At 58.2% G+C, this 17091-nt stretch carries 15 protein-coding genes and 3 pseudogenes; 15 read left to right on the top strand and 3 right to left on the bottom strand.

Features of this window, described 5'->3' with window-relative positions; all coding sequences use genetic code 11:
- The first annotated feature begins 25 nt into the window (after positions 1–25).
- From BCCGELA001_RS30515 to BCCGELA001_RS37615, 7 genes and pseudogenes are all read left to right on the top strand, one after another.
- Entirely contained in the window at positions 26–793 is a 768-nt protein-coding gene (locus BCCGELA001_RS30515) for an amino acid ABC transporter ATP-binding protein (RefSeq protein WP_060736991.1), read from the top strand.
- A 53-nt stretch (positions 794–846) separates the two neighbouring features.
- Complete coding sequence (locus BCCGELA001_RS30510; protein WP_008545383.1) at positions 847–2271, top strand: aspartate ammonia-lyase; 1425 nt, start codon at positions 847–849, stop codon at positions 2269–2271.
- A gap of 85 nt (positions 2272–2356) precedes the next feature.
- Positions 2357–2586 (top strand): annotated as a pseudogene (locus BCCGELA001_RS30505) (alcohol dehydrogenase catalytic domain-containing protein); the annotation flags it as partial.
- 17 nt (positions 2587–2603) lie between these two features.
- A pseudogene (locus BCCGELA001_RS39105) lies at positions 2604–2696 on the top strand (S-(hydroxymethyl)glutathione synthase); the annotation flags it as partial.
- A gap of 882 nt (positions 2697–3578) precedes the next feature.
- The gene (locus BCCGELA001_RS30495; RefSeq protein ID WP_008545371.1) at positions 3579–4472 is read left to right on the top strand and encodes an amino acid ABC transporter substrate-binding protein; all 894 of its coding nucleotides are present in this window, start codon (positions 3579–3581) and stop codon (positions 4470–4472) included.
- 119 nt (positions 4473–4591) lie between these two features.
- Positions 4592–5944, top strand: coding sequence for an amidohydrolase family protein (locus BCCGELA001_RS30490; RefSeq protein WP_158511660.1), 1353 nt, complete (start codon positions 4592–4594; stop codon positions 5942–5944).
- Between the two features lie 196 nt (positions 5945–6140).
- Entirely contained in the window at positions 6141–6419 is a 279-nt protein-coding gene (locus tag BCCGELA001_RS37615; RefSeq protein WP_144441575.1) for a hypothetical protein, read from the top strand.
- Positions 6420–7011: 592 nt separating this feature from the next.
- Here BCCGELA001_RS37615 and BCCGELA001_RS38065 read toward each other — a convergent pair.
- Entirely contained in the window at positions 7012–7179 is a 168-nt protein-coding gene (locus BCCGELA001_RS38065; protein ID WP_158511659.1) for a hypothetical protein, read from the bottom strand.
- A 1162-nt stretch (positions 7180–8341) separates the two neighbouring features.
- On the opposite strand from BCCGELA001_RS38065, the gene BCCGELA001_RS38060 reads away from it, so the two are divergent.
- On the top strand, positions 8342–8479 hold the full coding sequence (locus BCCGELA001_RS38060; RefSeq protein WP_008545355.1) for a hypothetical protein: 138 nt from the start codon (positions 8342–8344) through the stop codon (positions 8477–8479).
- Positions 8480–8833: 354 nt separating this feature from the next.
- Here BCCGELA001_RS38060 and BCCGELA001_RS30470 read toward each other — a convergent pair whose 3' ends face one another.
- On the bottom strand, positions 8834–9643 hold the full coding sequence (locus BCCGELA001_RS30470; RefSeq protein WP_008545350.1) for a S1/P1 nuclease: 810 nt from the start codon (positions 9641–9643) through the stop codon (positions 8834–8836).
- Between the two features lie 276 nt (positions 9644–9919).
- Between BCCGELA001_RS30470 and BCCGELA001_RS38635 the strand changes: the two genes are divergently transcribed.
- From BCCGELA001_RS38635 to BCCGELA001_RS30445, 7 genes are all read left to right on the top strand, one after another.
- Entirely contained in the window at positions 9920–10537 is a 618-nt protein-coding gene (locus BCCGELA001_RS38635) for a hypothetical protein (protein WP_202815397.1), read from the top strand.
- 117 nt (positions 10538–10654) lie between these two features.
- The gene (locus BCCGELA001_RS38630) at positions 10655–11542 is read left to right on the top strand and encodes a phospholipase D-like domain-containing protein (protein WP_202815396.1); all 888 of its coding nucleotides are present in this window, start codon (positions 10655–10657) and stop codon (positions 11540–11542) included.
- A 790-nt stretch (positions 11543–12332) separates the two neighbouring features.
- Positions 12333–12764 carry a hypothetical protein gene (locus BCCGELA001_RS30460; protein WP_008545334.1) on the top strand — a complete coding sequence of 144 codons (432 nt, stop codon included), beginning with the start codon at positions 12333–12335 and terminating at the stop codon, positions 12762–12764.
- 248 nt (positions 12765–13012) lie between these two features.
- Entirely contained in the window at positions 13013–13225 is a 213-nt protein-coding gene (locus BCCGELA001_RS38055) for a hypothetical protein (RefSeq protein ID WP_158511658.1), read from the top strand.
- Positions 13226–13266: 41 nt separating this feature from the next.
- On the top strand, positions 13267–13374 hold the full coding sequence (locus BCCGELA001_RS39230) for a type IV secretory system conjugative DNA transfer family protein (RefSeq protein WP_158511657.1): 108 nt from the start codon (positions 13267–13269) through the stop codon (positions 13372–13374).
- Positions 13375–13403: 29 nt separating this feature from the next.
- Positions 13404–14501, top strand: a complete 1098-nt coding sequence (locus BCCGELA001_RS30450) for a type IV secretory system conjugative DNA transfer family protein (protein WP_250636939.1) — start codon at positions 13404–13406, stop codon at positions 14499–14501.
- A 358-nt stretch (positions 14502–14859) separates the two neighbouring features.
- Positions 14860–15798: a hypothetical protein gene (locus tag BCCGELA001_RS30445; RefSeq protein WP_144441573.1), complete on the top strand. Its 939-nt coding sequence runs from the start codon at positions 14860–14862 to the stop codon at positions 15796–15798.
- Here the strand turns inward: BCCGELA001_RS30445 and mobQ are convergent.
- Positions 15779–16912: pseudogene (gene mobQ, locus BCCGELA001_RS39100) on the bottom strand (MobQ family relaxase). The gene BCCGELA001_RS30445 and the pseudogene mobQ sit on opposite strands and share 20 nt — an antisense overlap.
- Between the last annotated feature and the right edge of the window lie 179 nt (positions 16913–17091).

Raw genomic sequence — 17091 nt, 5'->3', positions numbered from 1 at the left:
AGGCTCTACAACCCTGGAGACCAGCATGCAGAAAGAGCGCGCAGTTAGCCCAGCCGACCGGTCTCCGATGGTTATCGTAGAGCACCTCGTCAAGCGGTTCGGCAGCTTCAACGCCCTGAGCGACATCAACCTCAACGTCGCAAAGGGAGAAAAGATTGTGCTCTGTGGGCCGTCGGGTTCTGGGAAGTCGACGTTGATCCGCTGCATCAATCATATCGAAAGGCATGATTCCGGCCGGATAGTTGTCGATGGAATCGAACTGACAGATCGGATCCGCGATATCAACAGCGTCCGCTGTGAAGTCGGAATGGTCTTTCAGAGTTTCAACTTGTTTCCGCATCTCTCGGTGGTCGAGAATTGTATGTTGGCGCCAATGAAAGTCAGAGGTCTTGCTCAGTCTGAAGCGCACGACCGGGCGATGGTCCTGCTGAGAAAGGTCAGGATTCACGATCAGGCCGAAAAATATCCCGTGCAATTGTCGGGCGGTCAGCAGCAGCGTGTCGCGATAGCTCGCGCCTTGTGCATGCAGCCCAAGCTGATGCTATTCGACGAACCGACTTCTGCCCTCGACCCGGAAATGGTCAAGGAAGTACTCGAAACTATGGTTGAACTGGCGCAGGACGGGATGACGATGGTCTGCGTCACACACGAAATGGGCTTCGCGCGCGAGGTTGCGGATCGCGTGGTCTTTATGGATCGCGGGTCAATCGTGGAAGAAGGCGATCCGAGCACCTTCTTTAGCGCGCCGAACACGGAACGTGCGAAGGCTTTCCTCAACCAGATTATTCACTGAGGCCGCGGTCCGCGCGGTCTTCCCTGAAAGCACAACAACAACGAGAGTTTGATATGACGAGCGCATCGCCCACAGAGCGCATCGAAAGCGATTCCCTTGGCCCGGTGACGATCCCGGTCAAAGCCTACTACGGACCGCAGACCGCGCGTGGGATCGCAAATTTCCCGATCTCAGGTATTCTGATCAATCACTTTCCCACGTTGATCAAGGCGCTGGCGTTCGTGAAGTTGGCCGCGGCAAGGGCAAATGCGCGTCTAGGGGACCTTGAGCAAAGCAAGGCCAATGTAATCTGCGAGGTTTGCAGCGAAATAGCGCGAGGAGCGCTGTTGAGAGAATTTCCGCTCGACGTCTTCCAGGGAGGAGCGGGAACGTCGACCAACATGAATATCAACGAGGTGATCGCAAATCGCGCGCTTGAAATCATGCGATTGCCGCGGGGACGATACGACGTCGTGCACCCCAACAACGATGTCAACCTGTCGCAATCCACGAACGACGTCTACCCGACGGCAATCCGGCTTGCGATTCTCCTATCCCATGGGCAGCTTCAGGCTGCGCTCGAACTTCTCGCGCTTGCCTTCGAGGAAAAGGCGGCTTCCTTCAGTGAAGTGATAAAGCTCGGCCGAACGCAATTGCAGGATGCCGTCCCCATGACGTTGGGGCAGGAATTCCAAGCCTTCGCGACGACTCTTCGCGAGGACGTTTCTCGGCTCGGAGAGATCGCCGCGTTCTTCCAGGAGATAAATCTTGGAGGAACGGCGATCGGCACCGGCATCAATACCAACCCCGACTATCAGGCGCTTGCCGTTTCAGAGCTTTGCAAGATATCGGGTCTCCCCCTCGTGGCTGCCGGAAACCTGATCGAAGCATGTTGGGATACCGGAGCCTTCGTTTTGTTCTCCGGGATGCTCAAGCGAACGGCGACCAAGTTATCGAAGATCTGCAACGACCTAAGACTGCTTTCCAGCGGCCCGCGAGGAGGATTGAATGAAATCAATCTGCCACCGCTTCAGCCCGGCTCGTCGATCATGCCTGGCAAGGTCAATCCGGTGGTGCCGGAGGTCGTCAATCAGGTCGCATTCCAGATTATCGGCTACGATCTAACGATCACGCTTGCTGCCGAAGCTGGGCAGCTCCAGTTGAACGTCATGGAGCCCGTGATTGCGTACAATATTCTTCACTCTCTCGAACTTTTGACGAATGCGGTCGAGGTGCTGCGCACCAAGTGCGTCAGCGGGATCACGCCGAATGTGCAAATATGTCAGAGACACCTTGAGGCCAGCACCGCGGTGGCAACGGCGCTCACCCCCGCGATCGGCTATGAGCGGGCGGCCGAGCTGGCGAAGAAGGTGCTCATCTCGGGCAAGACAATCCGCGAGGTGCTCGACGACCAGCCGGATCTTTCCCCGGATTTGATCGCCCAAACGACCGATCCGCATCGTCTTACAAGGCCAACGCGAAAGCGAGTGGTATCATAGATCGCGATCACTGACCGCAAGGAGAATCACGGAGTGACGAATGCTGATCGTCGTCCTGCAGAATTTGTCACTGGATGGAGTAGGTATGAAATCCAGAGCAGCCGTCGACTGGGAAGCCAAGAGGCCGCTATCGATAGAATCGATCGAAATCGGCGGTCCGCGACCGGGAGAGGTGCTTGTCGAGATCAAGGCGACGGGCGTTTGCCACACCGATGCCTACACGCTGTCGGGTCTGGCTCTGAAGGTAAATTTCCGGCGATCCTCGGCCACGAGGGCGCGGGAATCGTGCGCGAAGTTGGCGAAGGTGTGACCTCTCCGGTTCTGATCTCCGGTCCATCCATCTGGAGCCATATGACTGTTTGTCGCCGCCTTTGATGGACTATCTCGCCACATGGACGGCAAAGAAGAGCGGTGTTCTCCGCTGAGGTGGAGATAGCAAGATCATCCTGATCGGGAGCGAATAGGAGTGCCTCGAGTAGACTTTCGACACGATCTACCCACGTTACACCTATCGTGAGATGCCCGGCTCAAGCTTGCTAATCAGCGTTTTCAGTTCCTCCCTGACTTGGCCACCGCGCACGCGGTGGCCAATCTTTTTCGGACCGGAGCTGGTTGGAGTTTGGGCGCGGATTGACTTTGCGAAGGTCGACCGCTTGTACCGCCGGCACTGGCTTGAGTTCGAACCGTTGTACATTCAGCGGATGCCTGAAAGCGCCGACAGCGCGATGAAAAGCTTCGCCAACTCCATAGTCGGCTTGACCCGGAAGTGTCCCACTCAATCTCAGCCATGCCGTAAGCTTGGTTGGCGCCGGTCCTCTGTAAACGCCTCGTCTGTGCTCAAGGAGACGCTCGAACAGAACGTAGCTCTCGAAGACGTGGATTTCGAATTACGGAATCACCTATTTGGGGAACGATAGGAAAACGCGCGTCGCTCGGATTTCCGCGTTCCCGATCGCATATGATCGCCCCCCCCCCACACGCGGAAGTTTTGATTTGGAGATGCCAACTCTGACAAATAAATTATCAATTTTCGGAATAAACATACTCGCAAACTGACATTTTTGTGTCTTGAAGGCACCGCGTCGCCTATCATTTTGCCACGGCTGAGTGCTGCCCGGTTCATGTGCGGTGCCGAAATGAGTGGATCTTATGCTTCCCAAGTTCGAGGGCTAAGGGCGTCTGCCGACTGCTGGAAGTCCTCAACTCTAACGGGGCCTGTGCGCACAAGGGCCCGCGGCAAAGCACACGTCACTCCAAGACCAATAAGGCGCAAAAAAGCGCGTCCCACCTGAAGCAGAGGAATTCCCATGGCTAAAATGTTTGCACTGCTTTCTACCACTGTGATCGCCGTGTCTATGATCTCCACGGCCAAGGCGGGTTCAACGCTGGACAACATCAAATCGAAAAAAGTGATCACGCTTGGCTATCGCGAGGCTTCGATACCCTTTTCCTATCTCGGCGCTGACCAGAAGCCTGTTGGATTTTCCTTGGACCTGTGCGCGCACGTCGTCGATCGTCTGAAAACTGATCTCGGCACTCCAGACCTTCAGATAAAACTTACGCCGGTCAACTCGTCCAACCGTATCCCGCTTATCCAGAACGGCACGATCGATATCGAGTGCGGCGGCACCGCTAGCAGCAAACAGCGTCTGGAGCAGGTCTCATTCAGCGTTTCAACTTTCGCCAGTCAAACGGCGTGGCTCGCAAAGGCGTCGAGCGGACTCAAGGCACCCGACGACTTGAAGGGAAAGACTATTGTAGTCACACAAGGCTCCGACGCGCTCGATATTGCGAAAAGCATTTCGCAGAAGGACGGCCTCAACCTTAATATCGCGCAAGCCAAAGACCATGCGGAGTCATTGCTCCTACTCGCCACCGGCCGTGCCGCAGCCTGGGTGGAAGCGGACATTCTCTTGGCCGGTATGAAGGCGGAGTACTCGAACCCTGCTGATCTCACTTTCCTAAAGGCCAACTATGGCACTATTTACTATTACGGTTTGATGTTCTCGAAGAATGATCCAGACTTCAAGAAGATAGTCGACGACGTTCTCTCTAAGCTCATGGCTTCCGGCGAGTTCACGAAGATTTACGACAAATGGTTCATGGCTGCGATCCCGCCGAAGAACATCAATCTTAGCTTCCCAATGACCGACGCTCTTAAAGAGCGCGTTTCTCATCCCAGTGATGTCGTCAATAATTGATCTTGCCCGCCGCGTCCCTGAAGGCGCCGCGGCCGGCGCCCACGTACTGCATGGTCTAACGCCTGCTGCGATCGCGAATGCGGATGCAAGCGACTACCTTCACCGAAAGGGAACCCAAAATGAGCAGAGCTGCGATTAGCTGGGAGGAAATGACGGACTCCGATCGACAAATCGCACGATGGGTTGAGGAGACGCCGTTTGTAGATACCCATGAGCATTTGATTGAGGAAAGTCAGCGGCTGGCCGGGGCGATCCATCCACGAACATTGCCGTGCAACGACTGGGCTTATTTGTTCAGATCCTATGCTGCCGAGGATCTAGCGGTTGCTGGTCTGCCAGCAGCAGACTTACGCCGGTTTCTCGGGCCAGATCTTCCGAGCCAGGAGAAATACCGGTTGATTGCCCCCTTTTGGGCCCGCATCCGCCACACCGGTTACGCCCAGGCGCTGCGCCATACGTTTCGCGGCGTTTATGGTGAGGACGACCTGACTGTCGAGAGCCTACCCCGCATCGCCGAGAAATACCGTGAAACCATTCAGCCCGGCTTTTATGGGCGCATTTTCGACCTGGCAAACATCAAGGGCTGCCATGTCAATTCGCTACAGCGCATCTTCATGGAGACCGAACAGCCAGGGTTACTCGATCACGACATTAGCATCCTTCAATTGTGCCGGTGTAGCGCTGCCGACTTTGCGTGGGTGGAGGCCGAGACAGGCAGGCGCCCGACGACGCTCGATGAGTGGCTCGACGTCATCGACTTCTATTTCGCAACATACGGCGCCAAAGCCGTGGCTGTTAAATCGCAAATTGCCTATTCGCGCGCACTCGATTTCGAGCCGGTCACCAAAGCGCATGCGTCAAGGCTATTTCCGCACCACGCCGACCGAGTCGGAGCATTACATGCTCTCGGTCCTGACGACCTGAAGGCGCTGCAAGATTATCTGTTCCGCTATTGCGTCGGCAAGGCTGGCGAGTGCGGCCTACCGGTCAAGCTGCACACAGGCGTTTTGGCTGGCTACGGCGTGATGCAACTCGGTCATACCCGCAGCAATGCCGCAGACGTCTGCCGCCTATTGCAGGATTTTCCAGAAACCCGATTCGTTCTAATGCACATCGGCTATCCATACCAGCACGAGTTTATCGCGCTGGCCAAACATTACCCTAACGCCGCGATCGACATGTGCTGGGCATGGATTATCAATCCTGTGGCGGGCGTTCGCTTTCTGAAGGAATTTCTAATGGCGGTTCCGTCCAACAAGATCTTCACCTTCGGCGGCGACTATGTCGCCGTCGAGCCAATTTATGGCCACGCGTTCGTAGCGCGCCGCGGAATCGCACAGGCACTCTCGCAATTGGTCGCTGAGGGCTGGATCGCGCTTGAGGACACCCATGACCTGATTGATCGAATCATGTGCGGCAACGCGCTTCAGTTCTTTCGGAAAGGGCATCGAGCGGACGCGACACATTCGTGAACGTGGACCCAGCTTCTCGAGAGCTTTTCGACATCCGTGGCCGTCACTCCTTTGCCCGCTTGCCGCCCGGAGTGCACGCTCTTCATCGGACTCGCGCGCGCCGCACACAGGGTGACAACCACATTGTCCTCAATAGGGGATTTGATCTTCGTTGGCAGAGTAGGCAAGTATAGCGACCGGCGGGGATATCGCAGGGATGCAAGCCGGAGCCATGATCTTATATTCCTACTCACGTGAGGCTGAACCGAACGAAGACCGCTGGAAAGACACAGGAATCCCGAGTTTCTTTTTTGCAGAGCTGGAAGAGGTGCGACAGGTCGTTCTCGATCTCCGCGAGGAAGTCGCCTCGGATGAGGACAAGGAGCCCTCATGGAGTCCGGTTCGCATCGAGCGGATTGAACTCCTCGCTCCGACAGCGCACAAACGTCCTGATCCTGCTCAACAAGGGGATCGGACCTCTGATCCGGCGCTATGAAATCGTGGAAACCATCGTTTGAGCCGAGAGCTATCCGACCAATCGATACCCGCGCAGTTTTTGCCTTCCTTTGTTCGCAGCCGCGTTGCAACGACTGTTTCCGGGAGACACGCAAGATCGGTGAAGTAGAGCTCCAGGATAAGACCTCCCTCAACGTCTTCGCCAACTTCGTCATCGTGTGCTTGTCTGGCAATCATCTTAGCAACAGACATCACAGGCATGAAACAGCCCGATAGAGACCGAACAACGCGGAAAGTCTGACGCGGAACGGCAGCGCGACGCCAACCGAGCCGGCCAAATTGATCTCCGATGATCGAGTGCTTCATGGCGACGGGCCGCGCCTTTGCGAAGTCCCGGCGAAATGGCGCTCATTCCGTCCCTAGAGCGGCCGAGAGATCCGGATAGCGCTCGCGAAGCAGGCCGAGTAACCTACGTAGCGATGGATTATATTTCTAAATCAACAGCTTAGAAGGTTTTGGGACGCGAAGGCGCCAGTTCTGATCAGTCATGCAGCGAGTCTGGGAACTTCCTGTTCTACCAATCGCAACAATCGGGTGTTGCGTGTCCCCGCAACCAACGATTCTTGTGAAAGCTAGGCAGCTTCCGAAAGGACGGGCTGGGTTTTTTGGTTCGGGTCGAAGCGACGGATTCTAGCCAGGTCCCTGCGCAGCAGAATCGTCAGCTCGGCGTCGCCAGGCACCAGCGTCACCTGATCGACCAGCGTCCGGAACACCTCAGCCGCGTCGGCCTTGCCGCTCACTCCGTAGGTTCTCATAGAGCTCGGCGATCGGCGAGCGGTAGATTTCCGCCATGTTCGAACGCAGAAAGGGCGGCGGCTGTTCGGCATTTGCAAGCAGCTCGGTCAGTTCGAGCTTGCGGGCTTCAAGACCACCATCTTATCCTTAAGCTGAGCGCCGCCCAGACGAAGGTTTGTCCGGGGATCGATTCCGGCGAGATCCCTAATTAGGTGGACGATATCGCCCCCGCGCTGATGACCAGTTAGAGCACGCTTATCGCCGATCGTCGCAGACGCGGACACGATCTTTGACTTTTCATCTTTCCAGTCACGCTAGATATGTCAGGCCGAGCACGGCGAAGTGTCGGTCCCCGATTCCGATCTGCAGGTTTCAATGGAGCGACTCACTCTCAACTACGTTTGGAAGCAGAAGCCAATTCCGGTCGTGCTACGCCGGACCAGGCGTAGCGAGAGGCTTCGGGTGCGCCTACCGTTTGCCGACGACAATCGGCAATGGCTGCAGAACGGCCGGCGAACGACGTCTGAATGGATCGGCGGCAATCACCCTTATTGGGAGCTGCCGAAGTCCTGGTTCAACGACTTCGTCGATCGCGCCCTACAGCGCTACGGCAAGGTCTACATCATCCAGCCCTATCGCGAGCAGGAGATCTGTGCGCCAGCGTGCCAGAAGCACAGGGGCACGACTGCCAGTGTTCCTGCATGGGGGCCAACCATGGCATCGGCAATGATGGCAGCTGGTTCGAGGTCTCCGACACCTTCTCGACCGCTGGGGCGAGCGCGAGCTCGCTTGTCGGCTGCTGACGACCCGGTAGGGAAGATCGCCCGATGTGAACCTATGCCATTGGGTAGCGGATGAACTTCTCGACCACTCCGTCGAAAAACACCCGCTCGACATGGTGGCCTGCGCCTTCGACGAGACTGCGCGCCACCAGCGGTAGTTCCTAGTCCCGCACTGAGCGGGTCACATCGTCCATTGCGATCGGCGCGTCGCTTTCCGGCACATCGATCCGTGATGACGTTGCTCTTGCCAACTAGCAGATAGGCTTGGCCGTTGCGCGCTCGCTCATCAACAGTGAAGGTGGACTCACCCGTGCCCAGGCTTAGGATACGCACGTCCTCGCGTGCAATGTCGAAGCAGGCGAGGGCGTCGGCGAGGTAGGCGTTCATGACGGGATTGTTGGCCCAGATGCTGGCGCTCCACACGACGGCGGCCCCGTCCTATTACCCCGGTGTCGAGGACGACGGTTACGTCATGATCAATGGCGGCATGCCTGACGGGAAAATTCGGGAGACGAGGAGATAGCGGGCGCGCAACGGAGGATCCGGCCGAGGGTCCCTTCAGGGATGCGGTTGGATGCCTTGTGCGTACGCGCCTCGACGCCAGTTTCCCCGTCCTACTGGCCGCGCATTGGGGACAGACGCGCAACGGGAGAGTGGGCTTGAGACGCAACAGGACCGCCCCAGAGTTTTGTTTTCGTTGTCAGTGGCGTGCGGAAAGGCCGTCGCCCACAGGTAAAGTCGCCGTGCCTGCTCGCAAGAAGCTGCGGCTCGCGTTCAGCCTGCCGCGGGGCGCGATCAAGCCCGTCGGTACGGCCCACGCAACCCTGCAACAGCGTTGGCAGGTCCGAACTAGAAGCTGACGGCCTGCTGGCGCGGTCTACTCGGCAAAGATGCTGTCGAGCAAATCCGCGAGCCGAACGCCCGCCTTCTGAAGCTGCTCCCTCACGATCGGTTCGTTCGCGGCGAGATATTCGGCGCTGATGGTTACGCTGCCCGCGGGCCGGTCGCAGGAAGAGCCGTGCATCACGCAATAGCCCGTCTTCGCGGCTTCCGAGATTGCAAACGACTCGTTGGCCCAATCACTCGGGTCCGACGAAGTCCACCTGGTCTTCATCGCAGGAGTGATGGCATCAATGAGGTCAGAAGCCGCCTCATCGACATCGGGCCCGACCGCGTGTGTAACAAGACAACTATCCCAGGTGCCGTGCAGATTACCCGAGCACTCGCCGTTCACCCTGATATCGTTTCCTCCGCGGTCGTCCTCAAAGGACACGTGGAGAGGCTGATGGATGTCGCCAACCCAGTGTCCAAGCGACTTGAGCGCGATAAGCCTGTCGGCCCGCTTGGCGTGCCTCGAGTTCACAATCTTCGAGTCGTTGAGTATGGCCGTGAGCACACATTCCGGAGCGTTCGGGCAATTGTCCCCTGTTACCCCCCGCGCGTCGCGGGGCAGATTGATGAAGTGCTCCGATCGGCGGATGCGTGGATGGTCTGGAAACACGCAGGAGTCAGAAAAGGTGTCGAACACTTTGTCCGTCTGGATGAGTTTCCTTACCGCTGCGCGCGTATCCGGCTGGGCAAGCCGGTAGGCAATCTCGCAAACAATCCTGTGGCCTTCGTCGCCCCATGCCGAGGCGCTGGTGCAGAAAGCGAGGAGGAGAACAGCGGCTAATGAAAAACGGCGCATGCGGAATACCTCACGCCAAGACAATATGGCTGGAGCTTATCACCCAAGGTTGCCGGAGAGAAGGACCTCGCCGGCCGCCTGGAGGCCTTCAGGGTGGATATGACACTTCGCCGGGCAACGTAAAGTTGAACCCCGGTTCAGAGTGTGCATCAATAGGATCGGGAGGAGAATTGGGGAGGCGGCCCATTTTGCGGTCGGACTCCAGCCATCCGCCCGGTTATTTTTCATTCAGACATTTCAGGGGCATCCATGAGAGAGAACAGGACAAGGAACGGCTTGAAGGTGAACGCCGTTTCGGGAACTTACGTCGTCATGCTGGGCTTTAATCTGCCAAGGCAGTCATGCAACGGGCTGCGGGGTTTCGCGATTCACCGGGTGGATCACACGTCCGAGGAAGCCGGATTCATGTCCGGCATGAAGGCGTTCGCCGAGACCGACCCCGGCTTCCCGCCTCCGGCACACTACTCCACGCGGCAACATCCCATTCAGAGTTTTCAATGGGCCGACTACACGGCTGAGCCCGGCCACGACTATACCTACACAGTGTCGGCACTGAAGGGAGACCCGAAAGATCTTGCGGTGTTCCGCGAGGTCAGCGTCGACATCTCCTCCGAAAGCCCTGAGGGCGGCGACGAGGATGTTTACTTTGATCGGGGCGTTGCCGGCTCGCAGGCCTATGTCGCCCGGTTCGGTGACAAAAGCCCGAAGAACGTCCCGAACGGTCAGGCCTGGATTTGGCTGTCCCGCGGCCTGTATGAGGCGATCGAGGCGTTCGTGAATTCCTGTAAGAAGGGTGACGGACTGCGCATCGCAGCCTACGAATTCCACTATCCCGACTTCCTCAAACTGCTGAAGGCCGCGAAAAAGCGAGGGGTCGACATCAAGGTGGTTTAAGACAAGCGAGGAGCAAAGCCCGGCAGGAAGAACCAACAAGCGATCAAGACGGCAGGGATCGGCGCGTTCTGCATCCCGCGCACCGAGGGCAAGTCATACATCTCGCACAATAAATTCATGGTGCGGCTGCACAACAAAAAGCCGGTCTCTGTGTGGACCGGAGGCACCAACTTCTCAGACGGCGGCATTTTCGGCCATTCGAACGTAGGCCATCTGGTCGAGGACAAGGACGTTGCGGTCAAATTCCTGGAGTATTGGGAGCTGCTGGCGGAAGACCCGGAAACGCCGGCCGAGCGGAACGAGGTCGAGTTGATAACCCCGCTTCCGAAGGGGAAGCTGCCTAAGGGCGTGACGCCGGTGTTCAGTCCCCGTAACGACCTTTCAGCCCTTCAGTGGTACGCCAAGCTGGCGCAAGGCGCGAAGGAAGGCCTGATGATGACCTTCGCCTTCGGCATGAACAAGATCTGGAAGGACGTTTACCGCCAGAACAACGCGCAGTTCAGGCTGGCGCTGCTCGAGAAGGCGACCCGCCCCATGAAGGATGGCCCTGAGAAAACCAAGGAGTTGAAGGACATCCAGGCGCTGAGGGCAATGCCGGAAAACACGTTCGCCATCGGCGATTTCATCCGCTCCAACAAATACGATAGCTGGGTGAAGGAGCGGCTGACCGGCCTCAACACCAACGTGCGCTACGTGCACAACAAGTTCATGCTCGTCGATCCATTGACCGACGATCCCATCGTGGTCGCCGGTTTGGCCAACTTCAGCGACGCCTCCACCACGGACAACGACGAGAACATGCTGGTGATCCGGGGTAATACGCGCGTGGCCGACATCTATCTCGGAGAGTTCATGCGGCTGTACACCCACCACGCCTTCCGGGAGTCGCTCAAGCGGCGCAAGACGCCGCCGAAACCGCTTGAGACCGGTGATTGGTGGCGCGACTATTTTGGCAACACCGAACGTTCCATCCGTCGAAAATTCTTCGCCCGGACGTCGGACTAGCCAGCACTCTGCGCCGGCAAATAAAACTGCGAACCGGACAAGGCGAGGATGATGACCTGCCGGGCGCGGCCCGGCAGCTTTCAGCCAATAAAAATCCGCCTACCAAGGACTTGAAGGGGCCAGTGTCACTCAACAAGATGTGCAGCGAAAAGCTGAGCCTGATTTCGGACTTCTGCGAAAGTCCGGCCGAGCAATATTCTAAACGCTTCGCCAACAAGTGAATGTTTTCCATTTTTTAGGGAGGCGCAACCGTGTCCTTGTCGGTAACCCGTCACGATGACGGCACCATCACGATCGAGTGCAGCGGAGACGCCATAACGCTGGCCGCCAGTCCGTCCGCGAGCGCGCCCCGGCCGAAGCAGAACGCGGATGATGACATACCCGTGCTCTGGCCCAACAACGGCGCGACCGCCTCGATTGTCGCCGATGCCAAGGCTGAAATAGAGATCGTTCGCGTTCCTTCAGTGGATGAACTCTTGCGTGCCATCAAGGAGCAGTACGACAGTCATGTCATGGCAGCCAAGCCGACCCTATTTCAGTTCCATGTCCGGGGCAGCGCGCGCCGTTACAGGTGGACATGCTCAACAAGGTTCTCTCGGACCTCGGCAATCCGGAATGGATGGGCACACAGGTCAACCTAACCGGCCGGGACGATGAGTGACGGTGCTTCACCTGATCCCTACGCGACGGCGAAAGCGAACCTCCGCGATACCATCAAATGGCTTGCCATGAGTCTCTCTGCGGTCGGCGCAGCGGTCGTTGCCGGAGCCTCGATCAACGGCCTCGCACAATGAAGGGCTCCACGCTGGTAATTGCGGTGATAGCCGGCGGCATCGGTCTTGTGGCTCTGCTTGGCGCGATCGCAATCCTCCTGGGTCTCCTGACAGCGAAGGTTTTCTACTTCTCAGACCTGACGAAAGCCTCGATGAGCGCGGGCTATCCGTCCGCGTTCGACAACGCCGCGCAGTACCTGCTGCGCGAAGGCAAGCACCAGGAAGCGGAAGGACTCTTGCGGCGCGGGGTCCAGTTGGAGGACCCGGACGCCATGGTATCGCTGGCCGACGCCATCAGGGCCGGATGGGTATCACCGCATGTGGCTGGAGGGGACTTCATGCTTTATGGAAGAGCCGCGAAGCTAGGGCATCAAGGTGCGAAGAACACCGTCGATCGTGATGTCGGGATGCAGATCGGCAACGGGTTGATGCGAGCAATCGGACGTTAGGGCTGGACAAGCCCACAGGTGGGCTTGGCGATGGCAAGCCCCAAGTCGTCGCGCCACGCGGCCGTCAAGGGCGGCCCTGCCGCTCGTATTACCCTTGACGGGCGCGGGGAGCGGCGGCCCCTTTGTTTCTCGGACGTTTTATGTAGTGCGTTTCCAATGCACATGCCTTCATAAGTGGCGGTGGGAGCCGATTCCAGTGGCACCCGCACCTGGCGGTGCTGGCCAATTCTTGCGGATTGCTGGCAACCTTGGGCATGGTGCTGTTTTGCCTGCGCGTGATGTGGTTTGTCTTCTTTCTGTTGATGCGGACGGCCGTGCGCATCGGCAAACTCCTTTACGCGCTCCTAAGCTGGCAAGGCTGGAGTCTGGGCGGCGCGCTCGGCACCGCGCGCTTGCGACCTCATGGGAAATGTTGCGAGCGGGAGTCCGAAGAGGACGTGGACCAATCGTCGGCCGGATAGGCCGTTCTTTTTTGCGTTTTAACAAGGACGGGATGATTACCGTGTTCGCACCGATGGGCGCGGGCAAGGGCGTCGGCATCGTCGTTCCCAACCTGCTCTCCTACGAGGGCTCCATCGTCTGCACGGAAAGGGTGAGAACCGCGCCATAACAGAGCGCCAACGCCGCAAGATGGGCAGGGTGCGTGCGCTTGATACGCTCAAGCCACGCTGCTCCGACGAGTTCAATCCGCTCGACATGGTGCGCACCGGCACCTGGCATGAGCGGGACGACGCGGAAGCGCTCGCCAAGCTGATGGTCATGCCGGATGGCCACGAGAGCCACTGGGACAGCAAGGCGGAGGGCATGCTCGCATGCCTCATTCTCTATACCGTGCGCCTGGAGCCGCCGCGCCGGACGCTGTCGCAGATCCGCAATTTCTCGACGCTGCCTCCGGAGTCGTTCAAGCAGTTGCTGCAAACCATAGGCACCGACGGGCCAGTCACGGCTGCCGAGCTGGCCGCCAGCTTCCTCGCGATGGAATCCAGCGAGGAGTTCAAGAGCGTGCTTTCGAAGGTCGAGAAAGCCACGCGCGTCTGGTCAGCCGGTGGACCGGCGGCGCATGTCACGTCAGAGTCGAGCTTCAGCCTTGCGGAGCTGGTCGAGCGGACCACAACGCTCTATCTCGTGGTGGACGAGGAGAAGCTGTCCGTCTACGCGGGCTTCCTGCGCGTCATGGTCGGCTGCGCCATCAACGCGCTCACCCGCGCGAAAGGCCGCAAGCGGCCCAAGCACAAGGTGCTGCTGCTGCTTGACGAGGCCGCGGCACTCGGCAGCCTCGAGCCACTGGAGCGGGGAGTAGGCTACTTGCGGGCCTACTGCACCCCGATGCTGATCTTCCAGGACATGCACCAGCTCAAGACGCTCTATCGCCGATGGGGCTCGTTCCTCGCAAACAGCACCTGCAAGGTGTTTTTCAATATCGCAGACCTGGAGGCCGCGCGCTTTGAGATGCTCGGGCAGACCACTTCGGTCAGTCGCAGCGAGGGCACATCGCAGGCCAACACGGACCTGCTGCGCCAGCAGCTCTCTTCAGGCCAATCGGAGGCCGGACGCTGGCTGCTGGACCCATCCGAGGTCCTGCGCCTTCCTGGCAAGCGCTCCATTGTCCTGTACCGCTCCGATATCCTGCGGTTCGCCATCCTGGCGAAGAAAATTAATTACCGCGACTGGCAGCATGTAGGCTGGTGGGGAAAGTACGACCGTTGGCCAGTCCCCGATTTGCCTTGGTCCTCCTAAAGGCAATGCTAAAGTGATAGAACCTTGGTTAGCATGATCGACTGATGGACAATCTTCAACAGACGATGCGCGGGGTGTTGCGATGGGAGACGACCAAATCAACCAAGCGACATTGATCCTAGTCCCAGGCACTTTTGAAAGTAACAACGGGGACCTCCCTCGGTGGTGCAGCCCAAAAGAACAATTTGTCCGAACGTTGATTGAGCATGGGTTTTCCAATGTAGAGCCGTTTCAATGGTCTACAAAGAATTCTCACATAGCTCGCTACAGGGCGGCTCGCCGCCTATCGCGGGAGATCGATAGCACACAAGGGAATGTGATCCTCATAGGATATAGCCATGGCGGAACTGTCGCTCTCATGGCCTCAAATCTTGCGAAGAGAAAGCCCACGGGGTTGATCACCGTGGCTACTCCCTTCATCGAGTTTAAGCGTGTCGAGAAGGGTGAGCGACGGTTCGCGGCCTACTTCTTCTTCAAGTGGATTTCCGCCATCGTGGCAGGCGTTATCTTTGGCGCTCTATCGTGGTTGCTGGGCACGTCATGGCTAGTACGGATAGTGACGTTTCCATTGACTATGGGCATCGGAGTTGTCCTGGCAGTGCTTGCGCTAACCTATATCATAGATCGAGGCACTCTGTTGTTTCATGCGCGAACCAGGCGTCTAATGCGCAATAATGACATTCCTAAGTTCGTACTCTACATCAAGGATGATGAAGCCCTTGGTTGGCTCTTCTTTCTGTCAAATTACGACTTGTTGGAGAAGCTTTTCCTACCCGTTATGTCAGCATGCGTTGTAAGTTTTCTAGCTACGGTGATCTCTTTGCTCATTGGGGCCGAGCAAGTAGCGACAGTCTGCTTTGTGATCCTCTTGTTTTGTGCCATTTCTCCTGGCGTGGTCCTCATTGCCTTCTCAATCGCTAGAGGAGTGCTGTCTATGACCAAGTACGGATTTGGAGAAACGTTGGCGAGGACAATTTTGGGAGAACGCCTGGTTACTCCGTGGCCCGAACCAATAAACTTGGAGGATTATCGCATTGTTTTGACCGCTGGTGGGCTCGTTGACGGAAAGGGCTTCCGTCATTCCCGGATCATGCTGAGTGACGGGCTCGTTTTTATGATGGGGGAATGTCTGAAGAGGATCTGTTCGATGCCATCATTTCTCGACAAATTTCCGGTAGGCAAGCGACACCTTGCCTACTGGTTCGTCAGGGAAAAGAATGAACTGCCTGGCTGGATTCTTAGCAGGGCAGAAGCAGGAAAGCAGTTAACGGCACAGCCTACAGAGAACGGGGCTTAACGCGGTAGCGACCGAGGACCGGAGGCGCTAGGAGATGACTACGCCGCCTGAGCCGGTTGGCCCATTCGGTGTTCCGCGTCAGTTGCGACTCGCGAATGCCGAGGAGCGCGAGGAATAGCCGGTCAAGCTGGTCAATCATCCAGAGCAGTTGCGCGCGCCGCTTGCGGACGTGCTCATACCGGCTCGCGGGGCTGAATACTAGATCCACCACATCGACCGGCTGCGACCGCCTACGCGGCAGCCTGTGCAACGAATGAAGTTTCAGCACGCGGTCGTATCGCTGCAGGCGCTGCCTCATGCGCGCCAGTGTCGTTTCCGTCCGGGCGACCAGCCTGCCATACGCTTTCGCATTCCTGCGCAGCGTCCGCATGTTCCACTCGCGCCTGCTGCCGTGGTCGATAAGGTCGTAGCGGAGAGGGCGCTTGCCCTTCTTCAGATTTCGGCCGACAAGCCGGATCTTGCTCTTGGGTGCCTGCTGACGCGACGCCTTGCGGTCCTTGGGCCCGACGTGGATTTCCGGAGCACGGTCCAGCGTAGCCGCCGCGACGCGGTCACCGCGCTCCAGCGCCTTGCGGCGACGAACGGCAAGACTGCGATGATCAACCCTTTGGGTGAAGCCCCGCCGCTCCAGGGCTTCGTTCTGCCGCGCAGCCCATGCCGCGCGCCAGCGCGCGAGCATGTCGTCGCTGTTCCATTCGTGTGTCTTCACCCGCCGCAGGCCGCCACCTCCGGCCTAGCGCATGGTCAGCAGCACATGGGCATGAAAATTTCGCGGATCATCCCACTTCTCTATGACGGGTGCATGGATGGCGATATCCGCCACCATGCCCAACGAGACGAATTGCTCCAGAACAAACGAGCGCACCAGCGCTAGCTGTTCGTCTGCGTTAAGTTCGTACGGCAAGGCCATGTTGATTTCGCGCGCGAGCTGCGCGTCGCGGCGCGTCTCCATGCGTTCAACGCCATTCCAGAGCGTCTCGCGATCAAGCAGCCAGTCGGCAGAACCTTCCGGCGCAAGGATCTCGGCGTGAACCACGCCACGGCGCCGCCGAAAATCAACGTCTATCCCACGCCGCTCGTCCGTCAGCCTCTGACCGGCGCGGTAGGCGGCCATCGCCACCATGGAGCGGCCCTCCGAACGCTTCACCGCCTGCGCTGAAAAATGATAGGACGCCACGTCGCTCCGCTTTCTTGTCGCGGAGCGACTCCTTACGGCCAGCCCTGTGCTGGCCGTGCACCTATGTCGCGTAGCGATGTATAAGTGCGCCATTCCACTACTACACACTCTTTTCC

It is taken from the genome of Bradyrhizobium sp. CCGE-LA001 (assembly GCF_000296215.2).
Lineage (GTDB): Bacteria > Pseudomonadota > Alphaproteobacteria > Rhizobiales > Xanthobacteraceae > Bradyrhizobium.
This window is presented reverse-complemented; position numbering and strand designations above follow the sequence as displayed.